This is a genomic window from Paracoccus sp. 08, assembly GCF_024105395.1.
GTDB classification, from domain to species: Bacteria; Pseudomonadota; Alphaproteobacteria; order Rhodobacterales; family Rhodobacteraceae; genus Paracoccus; species Paracoccus marcusii.
Window position 1 is genome coordinate 26,235 of the sequence record NZ_WEKR01000014.1, and the last position, 20,640, is coordinate 46,874.

General features: G+C 68.5%; 24 protein-coding genes. 11 read left to right on the top strand and 13 right to left on the bottom strand.

The window, feature by feature from the left end:
* Positions 1-49: 49 nt before the first annotated feature.
* Positions 50-523 carry an SsrA-binding protein SmpB gene (gene smpB, locus GBO37_RS06620; RefSeq protein ID WP_045980939.1) on the bottom strand — a complete coding sequence of 158 codons (474 nt, stop codon included), beginning with the start codon at positions 521-523 and terminating at the stop codon, positions 50-52.
* 91 nt (positions 524-614) lie between these two features.
* Between smpB and GBO37_RS06625 the strand changes: the two genes are divergently transcribed.
* The 5 genes from GBO37_RS06625 to GBO37_RS06645 all read left to right on the top strand — a co-directional run bounded on the left by GBO37_RS06625 (position 615) and on the right by GBO37_RS06645 (position 5,735).
* On the top strand, positions 615-1,052 hold the full coding sequence (locus GBO37_RS06625) for an ion channel (protein ID WP_252927984.1): 438 nt from the start codon (positions 615-617) through the stop codon (positions 1,050-1,052).
* Between the two features lie 3 nt (positions 1,053-1,055).
* On the top strand, positions 1,056-2,714 hold the full coding sequence (locus GBO37_RS06630) for a thiamine pyrophosphate-binding protein (RefSeq protein WP_252927985.1): 1,659 nt from the start codon (positions 1,056-1,058) through the stop codon (positions 2,712-2,714).
* Positions 2,711-3,700, top strand: a complete 990-nt coding sequence (locus GBO37_RS06635; RefSeq protein WP_252927987.1) for a P1 family peptidase — start codon at positions 2,711-2,713, stop codon at positions 3,698-3,700. Before GBO37_RS06630 ends, GBO37_RS06635 begins: the two co-directional genes overlap by 4 nt.
* A gap of 211 nt (positions 3,701-3,911) precedes the next feature.
* A complete protein-coding gene (locus GBO37_RS06640; protein ID WP_252927989.1) occupies positions 3,912-5,381 on the top strand; it encodes an NAD-dependent succinate-semialdehyde dehydrogenase in 1,470 nt (489 codons plus the stop codon).
* A gap of 99 nt (positions 5,382-5,480) precedes the next feature.
* Positions 5,481-5,735: a GlsB/YeaQ/YmgE family stress response membrane protein gene (locus tag GBO37_RS06645; RefSeq protein WP_198143153.1), complete on the top strand. Its 255-nt coding sequence runs from the start codon at positions 5,481-5,483 to the stop codon at positions 5,733-5,735.
* A gap of 152 nt (positions 5,736-5,887) precedes the next feature.
* On the opposite strand, the gene GBO37_RS06650 is transcribed toward GBO37_RS06645, so the two are convergent.
* Positions 5,888-6,649 (bottom strand): DUF1013 domain-containing protein, encoded by a 762-nt coding sequence (locus GBO37_RS06650; protein ID WP_148911228.1) that lies wholly within the window; start codon positions 6,647-6,649, stop codon positions 5,888-5,890.
* Between the two features lie 187 nt (positions 6,650-6,836).
* On the opposite strand from GBO37_RS06650, the gene GBO37_RS06655 reads away from it, so the two are divergent.
* The gene (locus tag GBO37_RS06655) at positions 6,837-7,472 is read left to right on the top strand and encodes a ribonuclease T2 (RefSeq protein WP_252927991.1); all 636 of its coding nucleotides are present in this window, start codon (positions 6,837-6,839) and stop codon (positions 7,470-7,472) included.
* Here GBO37_RS06655 and GBO37_RS06660 read toward each other — a convergent pair.
* A complete protein-coding gene (locus GBO37_RS06660; protein WP_045980946.1) occupies positions 7,469-8,455 on the bottom strand; it encodes an NAD(P)H-quinone oxidoreductase in 987 nt (328 codons plus the stop codon). The two genes, GBO37_RS06655 and GBO37_RS06660, sit on opposite strands and share 4 nt — an antisense overlap.
* A gap of 10 nt (positions 8,456-8,465) precedes the next feature.
* On the bottom strand, positions 8,466-9,119 hold the full coding sequence (locus GBO37_RS06665; protein WP_046000747.1) for a COQ9 family protein: 654 nt from the start codon (positions 9,117-9,119) through the stop codon (positions 8,466-8,468).
* 92 nt (positions 9,120-9,211) lie between these two features.
* On the opposite strand from GBO37_RS06665, the gene rpsU reads away from it, so the two are divergent.
* A complete protein-coding gene (gene rpsU / locus GBO37_RS06670; protein ID WP_081994671.1) occupies positions 9,212-9,418 on the top strand; it encodes a 30S ribosomal protein S21 in 207 nt (68 codons plus the stop codon).
* A gap of 86 nt (positions 9,419-9,504) precedes the next feature.
* Here rpsU and GBO37_RS06675 read toward each other — a convergent pair whose 3' ends face one another.
* Together GBO37_RS06675 and GBO37_RS06680 are read right to left on the bottom strand one after the other, a co-directional pair.
* Positions 9,505-10,230: a hypothetical protein gene (locus GBO37_RS06675; RefSeq protein WP_252927993.1), complete on the bottom strand. Its 726-nt coding sequence runs from the start codon at positions 10,228-10,230 to the stop codon at positions 9,505-9,507.
* Between the two features lie 69 nt (positions 10,231-10,299).
* Positions 10,300-10,761, bottom strand: coding sequence for an Lrp/AsnC family transcriptional regulator (locus GBO37_RS06680; protein WP_046000877.1), 462 nt, complete (start codon positions 10,759-10,761; stop codon positions 10,300-10,302).
* A gap of 134 nt (positions 10,762-10,895) precedes the next feature.
* Here GBO37_RS06680 and ald point away from each other — a divergent pair, with 134 nt between their 5' ends.
* Positions 10,896-12,014 carry an alanine dehydrogenase gene (gene ald / locus GBO37_RS06685; protein ID WP_252927995.1) on the top strand — a complete coding sequence of 373 codons (1,119 nt, stop codon included), beginning with the start codon at positions 10,896-10,898 and terminating at the stop codon, positions 12,012-12,014.
* Between the two features lie 3 nt (positions 12,015-12,017).
* Here the strand turns inward: ald and mscL are convergent, their stop codons facing one another.
* From mscL to GBO37_RS06700, 3 genes are all read right to left on the bottom strand, one after another.
* On the bottom strand, positions 12,018-12,461 hold the full coding sequence (gene mscL / locus GBO37_RS06690) for a large conductance mechanosensitive channel protein MscL (RefSeq protein WP_045980951.1): 444 nt from the start codon (positions 12,459-12,461) through the stop codon (positions 12,018-12,020).
* A 117-nt stretch (positions 12,462-12,578) separates the two neighbouring features.
* Complete coding sequence (locus tag GBO37_RS06695) at positions 12,579-13,202, bottom strand: DsbA family protein (RefSeq protein WP_127897739.1); 624 nt, start codon at positions 13,200-13,202, stop codon at positions 12,579-12,581.
* A gap of 30 nt (positions 13,203-13,232) precedes the next feature.
* Positions 13,233-13,757: a DUF721 domain-containing protein gene (locus GBO37_RS06700; protein ID WP_045980953.1), complete on the bottom strand. Its 525-nt coding sequence runs from the start codon at positions 13,755-13,757 to the stop codon at positions 13,233-13,235.
* Between the two features lie 85 nt (positions 13,758-13,842).
* Between GBO37_RS06700 and GBO37_RS06705 the strand changes: the two genes are divergently transcribed.
* From GBO37_RS06705 to GBO37_RS06715, 3 genes are all read left to right on the top strand, one after another.
* The gene (locus GBO37_RS06705; RefSeq protein WP_252927996.1) at positions 13,843-14,868 is read left to right on the top strand and encodes an A/G-specific adenine glycosylase; all 1,026 of its coding nucleotides are present in this window, start codon (positions 13,843-13,845) and stop codon (positions 14,866-14,868) included.
* Between the two features lie 9 nt (positions 14,869-14,877).
* Positions 14,878-16,008, top strand: coding sequence for an alkane 1-monooxygenase (locus GBO37_RS06710; RefSeq protein WP_252927999.1), 1,131 nt, complete (start codon positions 14,878-14,880; stop codon positions 16,006-16,008).
* A gap of 121 nt (positions 16,009-16,129) precedes the next feature.
* Positions 16,130-16,591: a BLUF domain-containing protein gene (locus tag GBO37_RS06715; RefSeq protein ID WP_052714550.1), complete on the top strand. Its 462-nt coding sequence runs from the start codon at positions 16,130-16,132 to the stop codon at positions 16,589-16,591.
* Positions 16,592-16,681: 90 nt separating this feature from the next.
* On the opposite strand, the gene GBO37_RS06720 is transcribed toward GBO37_RS06715, so the two are convergent.
* From GBO37_RS06720 to GBO37_RS06735, 4 genes are all read right to left on the bottom strand, one after another.
* Complete coding sequence (locus tag GBO37_RS06720) at positions 16,682-17,812, bottom strand: site-specific DNA-methyltransferase (protein ID WP_045980956.1); 1,131 nt, start codon at positions 17,810-17,812, stop codon at positions 16,682-16,684.
* Between the two features lie 90 nt (positions 17,813-17,902).
* A complete protein-coding gene (locus GBO37_RS06725) occupies positions 17,903-18,532 on the bottom strand; it encodes a ribonuclease HII (RefSeq protein WP_045980957.1) in 630 nt (209 codons plus the stop codon).
* Entirely contained in the window at positions 18,529-19,008 is a 480-nt protein-coding gene (locus GBO37_RS06730) for an ureidoglycolate lyase (RefSeq protein WP_252928001.1), read from the bottom strand. Before GBO37_RS06730 ends, GBO37_RS06725 begins: the two co-directional genes overlap by 4 nt.
* Before the next feature lie 9 nt (positions 19,009-19,017).
* Positions 19,018-20,640, bottom strand: a complete 1,623-nt coding sequence (locus tag GBO37_RS06735) for a glycosyl transferase family 90 (protein WP_252928003.1) — start codon at positions 20,638-20,640, stop codon at positions 19,018-19,020.

A 20,640-nucleotide genomic window follows, 5' to 3' on the forward strand; every position in this document is an offset into this window, starting at 1 on the left:
TGGCTTGTGCCGCCCCGATCTACAGGCCGGGGGCCAGGGCTGCAATGGCCTATCCCTGCTTCAGCAGGCGCGCCTTTTGACGATTCCAGTCGCGGGCGGCGCTGGTTTCGCGCTTGTCGTGGTTCTTCTTGCCCTTGGCGACGGCGATCTTCAGCTTCACGATGCCGCGGTGGTTGAAATACATCACCAGCGGAACCAGCGTCATCCCCTCGCGCGCGGTGGCCTGCCACAGGCGGGCCAACTCGCGCGATTTCACCAGCAGCTTGCGGCGGCGCCGCTCCTCGTGGCCGAAGACGCCGGCCCGCGACAGGGCCGCGATATAGCCGTTGATCAGCCACAGCTCTCCGCCCTCGACCGAGGCATAGCTTTCGGCGATGTTCGACTGGCCCACGCGCAGGGACTTGACCTCGGACCCGGTCAGCATGATCCCCACCTCGAGATCGCTCTCGATGGCATAGTCGTACCGGGCCCGCCGGTTCTCGGCGATCACCTTGTAGTTCTTGCTGTCGTCATCCTTGGCCATGGCAGGTCAGATAGGCGCGGCGGGTGCATCTGTAAAGGCATGCGTTGCGCGATAGCCGTGCCCTGCGCTAGGTCTGTCGCGGGGGGGGGACATGCTGGGTCAGATCGCGTTCGGATCGGTGCTGATGGTGACCAGCGTGCTGATGGCCGCCCTGGCCATCTGGGCGCTGGAGACGGCATTCTCCCGCAACGCCCGCTGGCTGGCCCGTGCGCCCCATCGGCCCAAGCTGGCTCTGGTGATCGTCGCGACCAGCCTGGCGGTGCTGGCGATGGTCACGGCGTCGGTCTGGCTGTGGGCGGTGGCGTTCCACCAGATGGGCGTCTTCGCCACCTTCGAGGAGGCGATGTACTTCACCTTGGTCACCTTCACCACGCTTGGCTATGGCGATGTGCTGATGCCCCAGGACTGGCGCATCCTGGGCGGGCTGGCGGCGGCCAACGGGCTGTTGCACTTTGGCCTGATGACGGCATTCATGGTCGAGGCGTTGCGCCATGTCCGCGTGCGCCAGATCGAATTCACGGAAGGGTAGCCGATGCGGCATGGCGGTCAGATCTTGGTGCAGGCGCTGCGCGCCAACGGCGTCACGCGGGTGTTCTCGGTTCCGGGCGAAAGCTTCCTGGCGGCGCTGGACGGGCTAGTCGACAGCGGCATCCGCAACATCGTCTGCCGCCACGAAGGCGGCGCGGCCATGATGGCCGAGGCCACCGGCAAGCTGACCGGCAGGCCCGGCGTGGCCTTCGTCACCCGCGGACCGGGGGCCACGAACGCCAGCGCCGGCGTGCATGTCGCCCGCCAGGACAGCACCCCCATGATCCTGTTCGTGGGCCAGATCGCGCGCGGCGACCAGGACCGCGAGGCCTTCCAGGAAGTCGATTACCGCGCCATGTTCGCCCCCTTGGCGAAATGGGTGGCCCAGATCGACGCCACCGACCGCATCGCCGAATACGTGGCCCGCGCCTTTCACGTGGCGATGTCGGGCCGACCCGGTCCCGTGGTCCTGGCCCTGCCAGAGGACATGCTGTCCGGCCAGGCCGACATTCCCGACCTGGCCCCCGCCCCGGCCCCGCTGTCCCACGTTGCGCCGCAATCGGTGCAGGCCGTGGCCGACGCCCTGGCGACGGCACGGCGTCCGCTGGTCGTCGCCGGCGGCAGCCAGTGGTCGCAGGACGCGGCCGAGGACCTGGCCCGCCTTGCCGCGGCGTGGGATCTGCCTGTGGCCGTGCCCTTCCGCCGCCAGGACCGCATGGACAACCGCCTGCCCCATTACGTGGGCGACCTGGGCGTCGGCATGAACCCCGCGCTGGCCGCGGCGCTGCGCGAGGCGGACGTGATCCTGTCGCTTGGCTCGCGCTTGGGGGACACGCTGACCGAGGGCTACAGCGCGATGGACCCGGTGCGTCCCCATGCCCGCGTGATCATGGTCCATCCCGACCCCGACCAGCTGGGCACGCTGTGGCGGGCCGATCCGGGCCTGGTCGCCGATCCACGCCGCGTGGTGGCCGCGCTGGCCGACCTGCCCGCCCCCACGACGCGCTGGTCCGATTGGCGGGCCCGGCTGCGCGCGTCCTATGACGACTGGCAGACCCCGCGCCCCACGCCCGGCGCGCTGCGGCTGGAACAGGTGGTGGGCTGGCTGGCGCAGAACCTTCCGGCTAACGCGATCGTCACCAACGGCGCGGGAAACTATGCCAGCTTCCTGCACCGCTATTACCGCTGGCGCTGCCACGGCACGCAGCTGGCGCCCACGTCGGGGTCGATGGGATACGGCCTGCCCGCGGCCATCGCCGCCAGCCTGACCCATCCCGACCGGACCGTCGTCTGCCTGGCGGGGGACGGCTGCCTGCAGATGACCGTGAACGAGTTGTCGACCGCTGCCCAGTACGGCGCAACGCCCATCGTCATCGTGGCCAACAACGGCCGCTATGGCACGATCCGGATGCATCAGGAGCGCCACTATCCGGGACGCGTGTCGGGCACCGACCTGTTCAATCCCGACCTGCCCGACCTGGTCCGCGCCTATGGCGGCCATGGCGAGCTGGTCGAGCGGGACGAGGATTTCGCCCCCGCCTTTGAACGCGCCCGCCTGTCTGGCCGCCTGTCCGTGATCGAATTGCGGCTGGACCCCGAGGCGCTGACCCCCGGCGCGACCCTGACCCAGACGCGCGACGCGGCGCTCAGGGCCCGGGCATGATCCGGGGCCCGCGCAACCGGATCACCGACGTGGCCGGGCTGCGCGTGGGCCATGCCCAAGACGACGCCCTGCGGTCCGGTGTCACCGTGCTGACCGCAGATGCGCCCTTTGCGGCCAGTGTCCACGTGATGGGCGGCGCGCCCGGGACGCGGGAAACCGACCTGCTGGCGCCCGACAAGCTGGTGGGCGGGGTCGATGCGCTGGTGCTGGCCGGCGGGTCGGCCTTCGGCCTTGCAGCCTGCGACGGGGTGATGGCGGCGCTGCACCGGGCGGGGCGCGGCTTTGCCGTGGGCCCCGCGCGGGTGCCGATCGTGCCGGGCGCGATCGTGTTCGACCTGTTGAACGGAGGCAACAAGGGATGGGACGCCAATCCCTATCCCGCGCTTGGCGCCGCGGCTTGGAGCGCGGCGGGGGTGGATTGCGCGATGGGATCGGTGGGCGCGGGCACCGGTGCGCTGACCGGTACGCTGAAGGGCGGGGTCGGGTCTGCATCCGCGGTGCTGCAGGGTGGCGCCACCGTCGGCGCGCTGGTCGTGGTGAACGCGCTTGGGCAGGCGACCGTGGGCGACAGCCGCCATTTCTGGGCAGCCCTGTGGGAGCTGGAGGCCGAGTTCGGCGGCATGGGCCTGCCCGCGCGCTTTTCCGCCGCCCATGAACCCGCCCCGGCCAAGCGCCTTGGCGAGGCCACGACGATCGCCATCGTCGCGACCGATGCCGCGCTGGACAAGGCCGGGCTGCAACGCATGGCGACCGCCGCGCATGACGGCCTGGCCCGCGCCCTGGTGCCCAGCCACACGCCGCTGGACGGCGATCTGGTCTTTGCGGTGTCCACGGGCGCACGGCCCTTGGCGGACCCCGTCGGCGATGCGTTCGTCCTGGGCCATGCGGCGGCCTGCGTGCTGGCGCGTGCCGTGGCGCATGGCGTGCACAGCGCCACGGCGCGGCCGGGTGACCTGCAACCCAGTTGGCAACAGCGGTTCGGATAGAAAAAGGGCGGCGCGACCAGCGCACCGCCCCCGAGAGATCGCCAAGAGGGACAGCTTAGCGATTGCAGGCCGAACGCCGAACCCCGCCCCCGGTTGCGACGCCCGCTTCACGTTTCCGTCATCGTCGGCACCGACCGGCCCCGCGGCGGCTTTGACTTTGCCGCGCCGGGCATGTTCACATGCCGCAACCGAAATGCACCCCGAGGACGCCATGACCAAGCCGACCGATCTGAAAAGCCTTCTTCGCGACCCCTCGCTGTTGGAAACCCGTGCGTTCGTGGGCGGCGAATGGGTCGACGCCGATGACGGCGCCACGTTCGAGGTCACCAACCCCGCCCGCGGCGACGTCATCGCCCATGTGGCCGATCTGGGCCGGGCCGAGACTGCCCGCGCCATCGACGCCGCCGCGGCGGCGATGAAGGACTGGGCCGCGCGCACGGCCAAGGACCGCGCCCAGGTCATGCGCAAGTGGTTCGACCTGATGATGGCCAACCAGGACGACCTGGGCACCATCCTGACCGCCGAACAGGGCAAGCCCCTGGCCGAGGCCAAGGGCGAGATCGCCTATGGCGCCAGCTTCATCGAATGGTTCGGAGAGGAGGCCAAGCGCGTCTATGGCGAGACCATCCCCGGCCACCAGGCCGACAAGCGCATCAGCGTCATCCGCCAGCCCATCGGGGTCGTCGGCTCGATCACGCCCTGGAACTTTCCGAACGCAATGATCGCGCGCAAGGCCGGGCCCGCGCTGGCCGTCGGCTGCGGCTTCGTCGCGCGGCCCGCAGCCGAGACACCCCTGTCGGCGCTGGCCATGGCAGTGCTGGGCGAACGGGCGGGCCTGCCCAAGGGCATCCTGTCGGTCGTCCCGTCGTCGCGCGCCAGCGACATCGGCAAGGAGTTCTGCGAGAACCACCTGGTCCGTAAGCTGACATTCACCGGTTCGACCGAGGTGGGTCGCGTGCTGCTGCGCCAGGCCGCCGACCAGGTGATGAAATGCAGCATGGAGCTGGGCGGCAACGCGCCCTTCATCGTCTTCGACGATGCCGATCTGGATGCCGCGGTCGAGGGCGCCATGGCGTCCAAGTTCCGCAACAACGGCCAGACCTGCGTCTGTGCCAACCGCATCTATGTCCAGGCCGGGGTCTATGACGCCTTTGCCGACAAGCTGAAGGCCGCGGTCGAAAAGCTGCACGTGGGCGACGGGCTGACCGAGGGGACCACCACCGGCCCGCTGATCAATCAGAAGGCCGTCGACAAGGTCGAGGAGCATATCCGCGACATCACCCAGGGCGGAGGCCAGGTCCTGACCGGCGGCAAGCGCAAGGACGGCCTGTTCTTCGAGCCGACCATCGTCACCGGCGTCACCCGCGACATGAAGGTCGCGACCGAGGAGACCTTCGGCCCGCTGGCACCGCTGTTCCGCTTCGACACCGAGGATCAGGCGGTTGCCGCCGCCAACGATACCATCTTCGGCCTGGCAGCCTATTTCTATGCCCGCGACATCGGCCGCGTCACCCGCGTCCAGGAATCGCTGGAATACGGCATCATCGGCGTGAACACCGGCATCATCTCGACCGAGGTGGCACCTTTCGGTGGCGTCAAGCAGTCCGGCCTGGGCCGCGAGGGCAGCCATCACGGATTGGAGGACTATCTGGAGATGAAGTATATCTGCCTCTCGGTCTGACATTTTCGACGCCGTCTTGGAACCGGGGGCCGGAGGCCACGTTGCGCTCACAGAAGGCGCCGACCGTCAGGGTCGGCCGGGACAATCAAGGAGAATGGCATGGGCTGGCTTGCAGCTATCATCGTCGGGGGCATTGCCGGTTGGCTTGCTGAAAAGTTCATGAAGTCCAACATGGGCCTCCTCATGAACATCATCCTGGGCATCGTGGGCGCGGTGCTGTTCAACTTCATCTTCGGCTCGCTACTGGGCCTCTATGCGGCCGGTGCAAGCTTCAGCTTCGCCTATCTGCTGGCAGGCTTCGTGGGTGCATGTATCCTGATCGCCATCGCACGTGCGGTGCGCGGCCGCGCCTGACACTCAGGCGTTTGCAGAAAGGGCCGCGTCGGGGAAACCTGGCGCGGCCTTTTTCATGCGATCGTTGTTGCAGGCGGGCGGGCAGCTGCGCGTCCATCCCAAGACAAAAGGCCGGGCGATTGCCCGGCCTTTTTCATCATCTGCGGTGCCAATCAGCGGCGCGACTTGCCGTGATCGTCCTCGTCGTCATCCTCGTCATCCGTGTCGGGCAGGTTGAAGAACGTGTCCTTGTCCAGCTCTCGCTCGGGCTTGTCCTCGTCGCGCGACAGGCTGAAGTTCTCCAGCCCGGCGATCGCGCTGGGCAGGCGCGGCTCCTCGGACATGGACAGCGAGGTCTCTGTGCTGACCAGCTTGCGACGCTCGTCGTCGGTCATCACGCCGCCTTCGGCGGCCTTCTTCTTGGCGGCCTTCTGGACGGCGGCGTCCAGTTCGGTCTGCCGACACAGGCCCAGGGCGACCGGGTCGATCGGCTGGATGTTCTGGCTGTTCCAGTGCGTCCGCTCGCGGATCGACGCGATCGTGGGCTTGGTCGTGCCGACCAGCTTGGCGATCTGCGCATCGGCCAGTTCCGGGTGGAACTTGACCAGCCACAGGATCGCCGCGGGACGGTCCTGCCGCTTGGACAGCGGCGTATAGCGCGGCCCGCGGCGCTTTTCCTCGCCGTCGGCGGCGGGGTTGTGCTTCAGGCGCATGCGATAGATCGGGCTCGCCTCGGCGCGCTTGATCTCTTCGGGGTCCAGCTGGTTCGAGGCGACGGGGTCATAGCCCTTGACGCCCGCGGCCACGTCGCCATCGGCGATGCCCTGAACCTCAAGCTCGTGCAGACCGCAGAAATCGCCGATCTGCTTGAAGCTGAGCGTCGTGTTGTCGACCAGCCAGACGGCGGTGGCCTTGGCCATCAGCGGCTTGCTCATGTCAGTCTCCTTCGCGTGTCTCTTGGTCCCGAACATGGGGGCGAGGGCCGGAAAAACGGCTTCGGCTTGCGCCATTCCTCGTTTTCGGGGGGAATTGGCAGGTCGTATACCGATTTCGGAGGCCGGGGAAAAGAGGATTCGCACGTTTGCCGGTGCATGCCGGCGCGGGCGTCGCTATTGTCGCAGGATGCGCATCCTGTTCCTGACCCTCGCGGTCCTGCTGACCCCCCTGCCCCTTGCCGCCCGCGACGTCGCGGGGCAGTTCGATTATTACGTGCTGGCGCTGTCCTGGCAGCCGACCTGGTGCAGCACGACGGGCGACGACCGCGACGCCCCCGAATGCCGCGACGGCACGGCACGCGACTTTTCGGTCCACGGACTGTGGCCGCAATACGAACGCGGCTGGCCGCAGGACTGCACGACGCCCGAACGCGATCCGTCGCGCCGCGAAAGCGCCGCGATGGCCGACGTGATGGGGTCCGGCGGGCTGGCGTGGTACCAGTGGAAAAAGCACGGCCGCTGCAGCGGGCTGTCTGCCGCGGGCTATTACGACGCGACCCGGCAGGCGGCAGAGGGCATCGTCATCCCGCCGGTGCTGGATGGTCTGGCCCGCGACGTCGCGGCCCCGCCCGCGGTGATCGAGGAGGCCTTGCTGGAGGCCAACCCCGACCTGGATGCCGACGGCGTAACCATCGCCTGCCGCGACGGCGCCCTGACCGAGGTGCGGATCTGCCTGACCCGCGACCTGGAACCCCGGACCTGTGCGCCCGACGCGCGCCGCGACTGCGACGCGCCCCGCCTGCTGATCGAGGCCGTGCGCTAGCCCGCGACCTTCAGGACGATCTTGCCGATATGGTCGCTGCTTTCCATCCGGCGATGGGCATCGGCCGCGTCGGCCAGCGCGAACTCGCTGTCGATGGTGACGGCGACCGACCCGGCGGCGATCATCGGCCACAGCCGCTTACGGATCTGGTCGGCGATTTCGGCCTTGGCGACGTCGGATTGCGGGCGCAGGGTGGACCCGGTGATCGTCAGGCGGTTCACCATGATCTGGGCAAAGTTCAACTCGACCTTGGGGCCTTCCAGAAAGGCGATCATCACCAGCCGCCCGTCCTGGGCCAGCGTCTTGATGTTGCGGGGGATGTAGCTGCCCCCGACCATGTCCAGGATCAGGTCCGCACCACCCGCCTCGGCCAGCACCTTGGTGAAATCCTGGCTGCGATAATTGATGGCGGTGGCGCCAAGCGCGGTGATGGCCGCGCATTTGTCGTCGCTGCCCGCGGTGGCAAAGACGCGCGCGCCCAGGGCATGGGCGATCTGGATGGCCATCATGCCGATGCCGGAGGTTCCGCCATGGACCAGAAAGCGGTCGCCCCCGGTCAGCCCACCGCGCTGGACGACGTTCGACCAGACGGTGAAGGCGGTTTCGGGCAGGCACGCCCCGTCGCGCAGCGACAGGCCCTTGGGGATGCGCAGCGCGTGATCGGCGTGGCACACCGCGTATTCCGCATATCCGCCGCCGGGCAGCAGGGCGCAGACCTGTTCGCCCTTGCGCCAGCGCGTGACACCCGCGCCAAGGCCCACGATCTCGCCCGAGGCCTCCAGCCCGGGCAGGTCGGACGCGCCCGGCGGCGGGGCATAGCTGCCCGATCGCTGCAGCACGTCGGGACGGTTCACGCCGGCATAGGCGATCTTGATCAGGATCTGGTCATGGCAGGGCACCGGCACGGGCCGGGTCGTGGCGCGCAGCTGATCGGCGGCGCCGGGGCCTGCGATCTCGATGGCGGTCATCTGGTCGGGGAACATGGGGTCGTCCTTATCGGGTCTTGCCGGGCAGCGCCCGGTCGCGGGGAGCACGGATCCAGCCCAGGGCGGCATCGGCCAGCCTGGAGGCGCCGGGCAGGCTGCGCAGGCGCGCCTTGACGGTCTCGACCGACATCACGCCGTCGATGCGGCGGTCGATGAAGGCGCGGGTGTCGGCGCGGCCCTCGGACTCGTCGCCCAGCCAGAACAGCACCGTGGCCGAGATCACGGCCGTCAGCGTCGCGCGTTTCGAATACCAGTTCACGTCCTGCGACCGATCGCCCAGTGCGGTCCAGATCACGTCCGCGGTCTCCCAGACCAGCCGCGCGGCCAGGGCCGCATTCTGCGGCAACGCCAGCGTCGCGGCCCCGGCACGGACCAGTTCTGGGTCCGACAGCTCCAGCCGCTGCCACAGGGCCTGGGCCACGCGGTCGCGGAACCGCCCCTCCAGCGGGGTGGCGGCCAAGGCCTCGCGCAGCGCCCGGTCGGCACGACGGTGATAGGCGGCGGCCAGTCCGGCGCCGCCCTGCGGGAAATGCACCCGGATCAGGGCCGCATCCATGCCGATGTCGCGCGCACCGGCGGCCAGCGCCCGCTCGTTCATCCCCTCGAAGGGGACATGGACCAATGCGGCATCCAGCAGCGCGTCCCGGTCGGTGTTGGTCATGCATACCTCGTCTGGACATTTGCGCCCGCCCCTGTTAGGGGGACGCTTCCTGCAATCTATCAACTCTAACCTAGGAAGGTGGTGACAACCACATGCAGGTCAATGTTCGCGACAACAACGTCGAACAGGCGCTCCGTGCTCTGAAGAAGAAACTTCAGCGCGAAGGTGTCTTCCGCGAAATGAAGCTCAAGCAGCATTTCGAGAAGCCGTCGGTCAAGAAAGCCCGTGAAAAGGCCGAGGCCGTTCGCCGCGCCCGCAAGCTGGCCCGTAAAAAGGCACAGCGCGAAGGCGCGCTGTAAGACGACGCGATCTTGTGTCATTTGAAAACCCCCGCGGCGCCATGCCGCGGGGGTTTTCTTTCGCGCTGCGTCAATCCGGGACGCGATCAGCCGTTGCTGTCCGAACCGCCGTCGGAACCGCTATCCGATCCGCCGTCGGAACCACCGTCCGAACCGCCATCCGAATCACCGCCGTCGGATCCACCGTCAGTGCCGCCATCAGACGTGCCGCCATCAGACGCGCCGCCGTCGGATGCGCCGCCGTCGGCGCCATCGTCCGAACCGCCATCCGCGGCACCGTCATCACCGGCCCCGCCATCCATGCCGTCATCACCGGCACCGTCATCCGTAGGGCCATCATCGGTCGATCCGTCATCGGTCGCGCCGTCGTCCACGGCGCCTGCCGTGCCGACGGGCGCCGCGCCGGAATCATCGCCTGCCGAGGATGTCTCGGGGTCGGCACGCGTCTCTACCCCGTTCACCGAGACCAGCCGCCCGTTGGCGGTGCTGTAGACCAGTTCGGTCGGCACGCCGGCGCGTTGTGCGGTCACCGTCAGGATGGGCCCCTCGCGCTGGATGTAGATGTCGGAATAGCCCTGGTCGGACAGGGTGTCGGCGATGGCCTCATAATTCTCCAGGCTTTCCAGCCGCGGATAATCGCTTTCCGAGACGAAGCCGCCGGACGGCGATTCCTCCAGCGCGTCATCGGGGACGATGACGGTCGATTCGGGGGTCTCGATCACGGTGGTCTGTGCGATCGCGGTCGTGGCCATCAGGCTGGCCGCGGCGATCTGGCCGCCGACCAGCAGGGCCTTGAACGGAGTCTTCAGCATCGTGCGTCTCCTGTTGTCTGTCTGGCGGCATAACGCGCATCCGGGCCCGCAGGGTTCCCTGACCGCCGATCAGACGGGAATCGCGGTGGTCCGGAACACCGTGCGCAGGGCGAAGCTGGAATGCATCTGGGCAACTCCCGGCAGGCGCGACAGGTGCTGACGGTGGATGCGGGCGAAGTCGTCGGTATCCTCGACCACGATCTTCAGCAGATAGTCGGCCGTGCCCGCCATCAGGTGACACTCCAGCACGTCCGGGATGGTGCGCACGCCGCGTTCGAAGGCGTCCAGAACCTCGTCCGCCTGACCCGACAGGGTGATCTCGACGAAGACCGTTGTCTGGCGGCGCAGGGCGCGCGCATCCAGCAGCGCGACATAGCCCGAGATGACGCCGGCCTCCTCCAGCCGCTGAACGCGCCTGTGGCAGGCCGACGGGGAAAGATGCACCCGCAGCGCCAGCTCGGCATTGCTGATTCGTCCCTCGGTCTGAAGCAGGGACAGGATTCGTCGGTCTATTGCGTCAAGATCGGCCATGCCGGCAGAATCTTCGAAGACCGGTCCCGATGCCAGCGGTTTCTTCGTCGATCATCCGCCTATCAAGGGAATGTTCGCAGCACCTTGCGGGCCGGACGGGGCATCATCGGACCATAGCTCTGGGAGGAGAGACCATGAAGATTGGATGCCCCACCGAAATCAAGCCGCAGGAATTCCGCGTCGGCCTGACCCCCGCCGCCGCCGCCGAGGCCGTGCTGCGCGGCCATGACGTGCTGGTCCAGTCCGGCGCGGGCCTGGGCGCGGGATTCGCGGACCAGGACTACGTCGATGCCAGCGCCACGATCGCCCCCGACGCGGCGACGGTGTTCGCCGAGGCCGAACTGATCATCAAGGTCAAGGAGCCGCAGGCCGCCGAACGCAAGATGCTGGCCCGCGGCCAGATCCTGTTCACCTATCTGCACCTGGCGCCCGATCCGGACCAGACCCGCGACCTGCTGGACAGCGGCGTGACCGCCATCGCCTACGAGACGGTGACCGACGCGCGCGGCGGCCTGCCCCTGCTGGCCCCGATGTCCGAGGTCGCCGGTCGCCTGGCCCCGCAGGTCGGCGCATGGGCGCTGCAAAAGGCCAATGGCGGCCGCGGCATGCTGATGGGCGGCGTGCCCGGCGTGCGGCCTGCGAATGTCGTGGTGATCGGCGGCGGCGTGGTGGGCACCGCGGCGGCGCGCGTGGCGGTCGGCATGGGGGCCAACGTGACGGTCATGGACCGGTCGGTGCCGCGCCTGTCCTATCTGGACGACATCTTCATGGGCCGCCTGACCACCCAGTTCGCCAGCGCCGCGGCCACGGCCGAGGCGATCCGCACGGCCGACATGGTGATCGGCGCGATCCTGATCCCCGGCGCCGCCGCGCCCAAGCTGATCAGCCGCGACCAGCTGTCGACCATGCCGCAGGGCGCGGTTCTGGTCGACGTGGCGATCGATCAGGGCGGTTGCTTCGAGACGTCGCGCGCCACCACGCACCAGGACCCCATCTATGACGTCGACGGAATCGTGCATTACTGCGTGGCGAACATGCCGGGCGCGGTGGCCCGCACCAGCACGCAGGCGCTTGGCAACGTGACCATGCCGCATCTGCTGGCCCTGGCCGACAAGGGCTGGCGCCGCGCGCTGACCGATGACGCGCATCTGCGCGCCGGGCTGTCGGTCCACGAGGGCCAGCTGACCTCGCCCCCGGTGGGCGAGGCCCTGGGCCTGGATGCCGTCACCCCGGCATCGGTGCTGGGGCTGTAGGCGTCAGGCGGGGCTGGCGCGGTCGGCCAGCAGGTCGCGGATCTGCGCCAGCAGCTCTTCCTGGGTGGGGCCGGCCGGGGGGGTCTCCTTGGCCTCCTCCTTGCGCATCGCGGCGCGCTGCAGGCGGTTCACGCCCTTGACCAGCAGGAACACCGCCCAGGCCACGATCAGGAAGTTCAACACCGCCATCGCGAAGGCGCCATAGGCAAAGATCGCCGCCCCGGAATCGCGGGCGGCGGCCAGACTGGCCCCGTCGGCCACGTTACCGGACAGAACGACGTACTTGTCGGTGAAATCGATCCCGCCGGTCATCAACCCCAGGATCGGGTTGATCAGGTCGACGACCAGCGAATTGACGATGCCCGTGAAGGCCGCGCCGATGATGATGCCCACGGCAAGGTCGATGACGTTGCCGCGGGCAATGAAAGTCTTGAATTCCTGAATCATGACACACTGTCCCCGTGCTGCGCGTCAATTCCGCGCCCGCCGATCCTGCGACCATTCCGGGCGAAAATCAATCGCGCGCGTGCAAGACCCCGTCACGGGGCCCTGTAGGGCGATGCGTCACTCGGCCGGGGCGGCCTCGGCCAGCTTGGTGTCGATGATTTCCTTCATGCTGTCCCAGGGCTGGTTCGACACCTTCTCTCCGCCGATGATGAAGGTCGGGGTGGCCTCGACCTCGTCGGCGGTGGCGTTCGTCTGGAACGTGGCGATCAGCTGTTCGACCTTGGCGGTGTCCTCCCAGCAGGCGGTCATCTGTTCCTCGGTCATCCCGGCCTTCAGGCCGATGCGGCGCAGGTTCGTCGCGATCTCGTCGCCCGAACCGCCGGCCAGCCACTGTTCCTGTTCGTCGAACAGCATCCCGGACACGGGGAAGAACTTGTCGTCGCCACCGCAGCGCGCCAGGATTCCGGCCCACAGGCCCGGCTGGTCGAAGTAGACGTCGCGCTGCACGAAGCGGACCTTGCCGGTGTCGATGTATTCCGCCTTGAGCTGCGGATAGACGTTGGCGTGGAAATTCGCGCAATGCCCGCAGGTGAAGCTGGCGTATTCGACGATCGTCAGGGGCGCGTCCTCGGCGCCCTGGGCGATGTCGGGCAGGGTTTCGGGGGTCGCGGCGGCGTCCTGCGCAAAGGCGGGGGCGGCCAGGGTCATCGCGACGGCGGTTGCGGCAAATCGCAGAAACATGGAAAGTCCTTTCAGGTCGTGCATGTCATGTCAGGTCCGGCGGCTGGCGACGTTCATCGCCAGTTGCGCCATGGCCTGGGCAAGGGTCGGATCGGAAAACTGCTGCCCCACCCCCCGGGCCTGCGCCACGATCGCGGGATCGGGCGCGCGGTCCGGGCGGGGCGCATGGGAAAAGGCCGCCTGCCCTTCGGCAAAGCCGGTTGCGGCGGTCTGCGTCAGGGTGATGCGGCTGACGGCGTTATAGCCGTAGCAGGCGTTGACGCGGTCGCGCAGCCGGGGCAGCTGCATCTCGACCATGGGCGCCATGGGGCCGGTGGTCAGCAGCGTCAGTGTGGCGCCAAAGCCCGTGCGGGCGTGGCTGATGCGGACCGGACGGGTGACGGGGGCCAGCTGCGGGCCCGCGATCTCGGCCCAGTTGGTCAGCAGGCGGGTGACCGCGAATCCGCGCCCCTCGGCCGCCTTCTGGACGCGGTCGGCCAGCAGGGTGGCTGCCGCCTGAAAGCCGCGGCTGCGACGACGGATCCGGGTCTTTGGGGCGTCGGACGGGTGGGCCATGGGCGCCTTTGCTGCTATCACCCGGCCATTCTTAGCCAGCCATCCCCCCGGATGAAAGCGCGCCCTTTTGCAAAGGCCCACATAATTGCGTGAAAGCAAGGTGATCGCCCCCGACCTGCTGGATTGGTACGACCGCCATGCCCGCAGCCTGCCCTGGCGGGTGCCCCCCGGCGGCGGCCCTGCCGACCCCTATCGCGTCTGGCTGTCCGAGGTGATGCTGCAGCAGACCACCGTCGCGGCGGTCAAGGCGTATTTCCTGCGGTTCACCGCGCTGTGGCCGACGGTCCAGGACCTTGCGGCGGCCGATGACGCGCAGGTGATGGCCGAATGGGCGGGGTTGGGATACTACGCCCGCGCCCGAAACCTGCTGGCCTGCGCCCGTGCGGTGGCGGCGCGGGGCGGCTTTCCCGACATGCGCGACGGGTTGTCCGCGCTGCCGGGGATCGGGGCCTATACATCGGCCGCGATCGCCTCGATCGCCTTCGACCGGGTGGAAACCGTGGTGGACGGCAATGTCGAACGCGTGGTGTCGCGGCTGTTCGCGGTCCAGACACCCCTGCCCCGCGCGAAACCGGAACTGGTGGCGCTGGCCGACGGGCTGACACCGCAGTCCCGCCCGGGCGATTACGCGCAGGCGATGATGGACCTGGGCGCGACCATCTGCACGCCCCGCAGCCCCGCCTGCGTCATCTGCCCCGTCCAGGCCCAGTGCGACGCCCGCGCCCAGGGGATCGCGGCCGAACTGCCCCGCAAGACCCCCAAGGCCGCCAAGCCCACGCGTCAGGGCGTGGTCTGGCTGGCGCGCCAGGGCGATGCGCTTGTGCTGGAACACCGCCCGCCCAAGGGGCTGCTGGGCGGCACGCTGGCCTTTCCGTCGGCCCAATGGGACGGGCGCGACATGCCCCCGCCTGGCCCCGCCGACTGGCGCGACCTGGGCGCCGTGCGCCATGTCTTCACGCATTTCACGCTGGATCTGACCGTGCTGCTGGGCGATCTGACCGGCAATCCCACGCGCGGGGAACTGGTCCCCCTGCGGCAGATCGACCGCGACGCCCTGCCGGGGCTGATGCGCAAGGCCTGGGATATGGCGCAGCCGCATCTTCAGAGGTAGCATCGCGGCATGAGCCATGCCCCCTTGCCCGCCGCGGCGCCCTTCTGGCTGTCCGTCGCCCTGATCCCCCTGGTCGCGCTGGCGGCCTGGGGCGGTGGGATGTGGTGGCTAATCGTGCCAGTCTATGCCTGGTATCTGACCACGGTTCTGGACCGCGTGCTGGGCCTGAACGAGGCCAATCCCGACCCGGACACCACCACCGACCAGCTGTTCTGGCACCGCGCCGTGACGCTGATCTGGTTCCCGCTGCAGGCGGCCACGATTCTGGCCTGCCTGTGGGTGGCCGGGCGCACGGACCACCTGTCGGGGTGGGAATCGCTTGGGCTGTTCTTTGCCATCGGCGTCATGTCGGGCAGCGTCGGCATCGTCTATGCGCATGAACTGCTGCACCAGAAGACGCCGGCCGAACGCTGGCTGGGGGATCTGCTGCTGGCGTCGGTCCTTTATTCGCATTTCCGCACCGAACACCTGCTGGTGCATCACAGCTGGGTATCGACCCCGCGCGACGCCGTTTCGGCCCGCTACAACGAAGGCTTCCACCGCTTCTTCGCCCGCGTCCTGATCGACGGCCCCCGCAGCGCGTGGCGGGCCGAGACGCGGTTCCTGGCCCGCGCGGGCCGCAGCCCTTGGGACCGCCGCAACCCCTTCTGGCGTTACGGCGTGCTGCAGGGTGCGATGCTGGGGCTGGCCATGGCCGTGGGCGGCTGGACCGGGCTGGGGCTGTTCCTGTTCCAGGCGCTGATCGCCGTCTGGCAGCTGGAGCTGACGAATTACGTCGAACATTACGGGCTGTCGCGCAAGCATCTGGGGGACGGCCGCTATGAACCCGTCCGCCCGCGCCACAGCTGGAACGCCAGCCACACCGCGACCAACTGGCTGCTGATCAACCTGCAGCGCCATTCAGACCATCACACAAAGCCCGACCGCCGCTTTCCGCTGCTGCAGACCTATGGCGCGGACGAGGCGCCGCAGCTGCCGATGGGCTATCCGGCGATGACGCTACTGGCGATGGTCCCGCCGCTGTGGCGGCGGCGCATGAACCCCCGCGTGCGCGCCTGGCGGCGCCAGTTCTATCCAGAGATCACCGACTGGACCGACTATAACCGCGGCACCCTGCCCCTGCCCCGCAACGCGCTGTAGCGCGCATGCCGCAGGGGCCGGCAAATATCGCTAAAAGGCTGCGCAGCTTGTTCCGGGCGCAACCTTGCATTGTGTGCACAAAATGGAAAAATGTCCCAAGGCGTAACAGGGACCGACCGGAATGAACGACGATTCGATGCTGATGCACAGCGATGCGCAGCCCTATCACTTCGCCGCGGGCGACAGTCTGGGCTATCTTCTGTACCGCAGCGTGGCCCGTCCCGGCATGCAACGCGACGACCTGGAACGCATCCTGCATCATGCGCGCGACCGCAACCGGGCGGCGGGGCTGACCGGATGCCTGCACCACGAGGACGGGCTGTTCTTCCAATGGGTCGAGGGGCCGCGCTTTCGCCTGTTCCGGCTGATCGACGTGCTGCGCGAGGATGACCGCCACCTGAACTTCACGGTGCTGGACCAGGGCCCGCTGCAACAGCGCCTGTTCAGTGACTGGGAGATGCGGTTTTCCGACCGCGAGGCCGCATCGCTGCTGGAATGGCTGGCCGAACGGCGCGACCGTGCCGGGTCCGACCAGGACGACGCCGAAAGCATCGCGGCCTTCATGCGGTCGATGAACGGCTGACGGATGAAAATTCCCCGCCATGCGAACATGGCGGGGCAAGGTGGTTCCGGCCGCGCGCATGGCGCGGGGGGAACGGGCGAAGGGTGAAGCTCAGTTGGGCCGGGGGGCGTCGCCCTCCATCTCGGCACGGATCTGCTGGCGCAGAATGTCCAGCGGGATCATCTTGCCCTCGCGCCGGAAATGCCAATAGGTCCAGCCGTTGCAGCTGGGCGCGCCTTCCAGCGCGGCGCCGACCTGGTGGATCGATCCCTTGACATCGTTCCCGATCAGTGACCCATCGGCACGGACCTTGGCCTTGTGGCGGTTACCGATCGAGAACAACTCCTCTCCGGGGCGCAGCATGCCGCGTTCGATGACCTGCCCGAAGGGGATGCGCACCTCGGCGCGCTTGGCGCGGGTGGTGGCGATGGCGTCGGCATCCAGCCGGCGGACGCGCGACAGGCGGCGGCCCGCGACCTCGCGATAGGCCTCCTCGCGCTCGATCCCGATATAGTCGCGGCCCAGCATCTTGGCGACCGCACCGGTGGTGCCGGTGCCGAAGAACGGGTCCAGCACCACGTCGCCGGGGTTGGTCGTGCCCAGGATCACCCGGTGCAGCAGCGATTCTGGCTTTTGCGTCGGATGGGCCTTGTCGCCGGCCGCGTCCTTCAGCCGCTCGCCGCCGTTGCAGATCGGCAGCACCCAATCGCTGCGCATCTGGACGCCCTCGTTCAGCGACTTCAGCGCCTCGTAGTTGAACGTGTATTTCGAGCTTTCCGACTTTGCCGCCCAGATCAGCGTCTCATGCGCGTTGGTCAGGCGCTTGCCGCGAAAGTTCGGCATCGGGTTCGACTTGCGCCAGATCACGTCGTTCATGATCCAGAACTGCTGGTTCTGCAGTTCGGCGCCGACGCGGAAGATGTTGTGATAGCTGCCGATCACCCAGATCGCGCCGTTCGGCTTCAGCAGGCGGCGGGCGGCGGCCAGCCAGTCGCGGGTGAAGGCATCATAGGTGGCAAAGCTGGAAAACTGGTCCCAGTGATCGTCCACCGCATCGACCAGGCTGTTGTCGGGGCGATGCAGGTCGCCCTTCAGCTGCAAATTATAGGGCGGATCGGCAAAGATCAGGTCCACGCTGCCCGCGGGCAGGCTATTCATGATCTCGATGCAATCCCCGCCCAGAATCTGGTTCAGCGGTAATGGCCGCGCGGAATCCGCGCGCTGGTCCTTGGTTTTCGTCATGCTCTGCCTTCGGGAAATGCCGGCTTTTGCCGGTCTGGTATGTCCCCAAAGATGATTCAGATGCGAATCGCCGTCAATTTCTTTTTCGAATCAGTCACTTACCAAAGGGGCTTTACACAAGATGTTGTGGACCGGCCTGAACGACCGCCTATGATGTGGGGTTATCCCCAGATCTAGCAGGGCGCGCTTGTGGCCCGGCGTGGGGTATCCGGCATTCACGTCCCAGCCATATCCGGGGTGCTGTTGCGCCAAATCCACCATGATGCGGTCGCGCAACACCTTGGCCACGATCGAGGCCGCGGCGATCGACAGGCAGCGCGCATCGCCCTTGACCACCGCCTGCGCAGGCAGGGTCAGATCGCGGGGCAGCATGTTGCCGTCGATCAGCACGTGGCAGGGCGGCTGGCGCAGCCCGGCCAGGGCGCGGCACATCGCGACATGGCTGGCGCGCAAGATGTTCAGGGCGTCGATTTCGACCGGATCGACATGGGCCACGGACCAGTCGCAATGCGCCATGATCCAAGCGGCCAGCGCGTCGCGCCGCGCGGCGGTCAGCTTCTTGCTGTCGTTCAGACCGTCAGGGATGTTCTGCGGGTCCAGCACCACGGCCGCCGCGGTGACGGGGCCGGCCAGCGGACCGCGCCCGGCCTCGTCCACGCCCGCCACGCGACGCGCGCCCCCGGCCATGGCCAGGGTCTCGACGCTGTAATCGGGGGTCATGCGGTGATCCGCACCGCGGGGATGGTCACTTCCTCTAGGTTCGTGCCGGGCCCCTCGCGGTCCACGACCAGGAAATCGGCCGGCTGGTCCAAGGGCGTCAGCACGCCGTGCCAGGTTCCCGCATGCAGGTTCACGCCGGTATGCGCTGGGACCAGGAACGCCCGCAGGGCGCCGGGTCGGCCGTCGTCATCGGGCGCGACCACCGACAGCCAGGGTTGGTCGCCAAGCGGCATGAACGCCTGCGACCCAAGCGGGTGACGTTCCAGCAGCGTGCAGTCATAGGGCAGGCTGACGGCCTGGCTACGAAAAAGGGAAATGATCGCCTCTCCGCCGCCGCGTTCGACGGTGGCCAGGGCATGGTGGCGTTCGCAGCGGCCCGCATTGATCATGCGGTCGGGCGTCGCGCGCGGGGTCAGCACCTCGCCGAAGGGGGCGAAGGCGGCGGCGGTCAGGGGTTCGATGCGGATCGTGCTCATGGCGGTGTTCTAGCGCGCCGCAGCCAGCCCGTCGAGGATCAGACGCATCAGGTCCGCCCGTGCGGCGGGGTCGCGCAGATGCGCGGCCTCGGCGCGCGCGGCACGCGACATGGCGCGGCAGGCGTCGGGATGGGCGCGGGCCCAGGCCAGCTTGTCCTCCAGGTCGGTCAGGTGGCGCGCGACGGGGATGAAATGCTCCCAAGGCCGGAAGCGCCCCGAATAGAACACCTGCCAGCCGTCATCCTCGGCCAGCAGCACGCCGTTCTGATCCAGCCCGGAGATGAAGTTCGACCCGTGGTCATACCCCGACAGGCACAGCTGATAGCGATAGGCCCGAAAGTCGCGCGGCCCCATGCGCGGGCGGCAATAGGGCGCGATCAGCGGGTCGTCGGCGTGCTGGCGGAAACCGTGCGCCATGACGATGCCCACATCGAAATCGGGATGATCGTGGAACCGGCGGACAAAGGCCATTCGGTTGGTGCGGCACAGGCCCTGCCATGCGGTCTCGCGATCCGCGGGGGTGGCGGCCTGGGCCAACCGCTGCAGCCAGACATGGCTGGCGGGACCGGGCTTGACCCCATCGCGCATTTCCGACCCCGAGATCATGCCGCGCCACACCAGCCGGTCCTGCTTGTGGTCCCAGGAGATGTCGTCGTCGGGCGTGGCGGGATCGAACCCCGGCAGGCCGATCGCGTGCTGGTCCGGCAGGGGCCACAGGACCGCGTTCACCGCCCCCGCCCGGCGGTTGTGGCACAGGACCGGACGATCCAGGGGCGCGCCCTGGGGGCTGCCGAACCAGCGGCTGTCCTCCATGTCGATCCAGACCGGATCGCGGCGGTCCAGCGCCAGGATGTCGTTGATCACCCCCTCGGCCCGGATCAGCTTGAAGGGACGCCCCTCGCGCGCCAGGGCCAGGGGGCGGTGGCCGGGGGGCGTCAGAAGGGTGAACTGCCGCGGCGCACCCGCCGCGTCGGTCACCGCGCCGCTGCCCGACAGGGTGCCGTCCCAACGGCAGGCGAATCCCGACAGCCCCTGCGCGCCGCCTGCCGCACCGGGGTCCAGGCCCGCAAGACAGAAGCGCGCGACATCCTGCGCCCAGCCCGGCGGTGCCTTGGGCATCGGCGGCGGGTCCACGACGGGGTCCGGGACGGGCCAGTGGTCGGGCCAGTGGTCTGGCAGCCCCCGGTCCAGCGCCAGCATCGGCCGCAATCGGGCAGCCAGATCCGCGGGGGTGCTGTCGGTCAGGTCCAGCGTGATCAGCCGCGTGTCGTCCGCGAACAGGGCGCGCGTCGCGTCCAGATGCGCCTGCATCCCTTCGGGCCAGCGATGGCGGGGCGGGATGGTCAGCAGGAAGAGCGCGTCGGGCAGACGGTCGCGCAGAAAGGCGACGCAGCGCCAGGCCTGCAATGTCGGGCGCCAATGGGGCCGGTCGCGGTACAACCCGGCGATCAGCCGCGCGTTGGGCCAGCCGCGCAGGGGCTGCGTCCCCTGCCCCATCGCATAGACGATGTCCGCAGCCAGGCGCCCGCCGTCATGGCAGACCGCGCGATGGCCGTTGGCCTGAAACATCCGCGCCAGCGCCGCACCGATGGGGCCGTCGGGGCCGACATGAATGACGACCGGGCGGCCCAT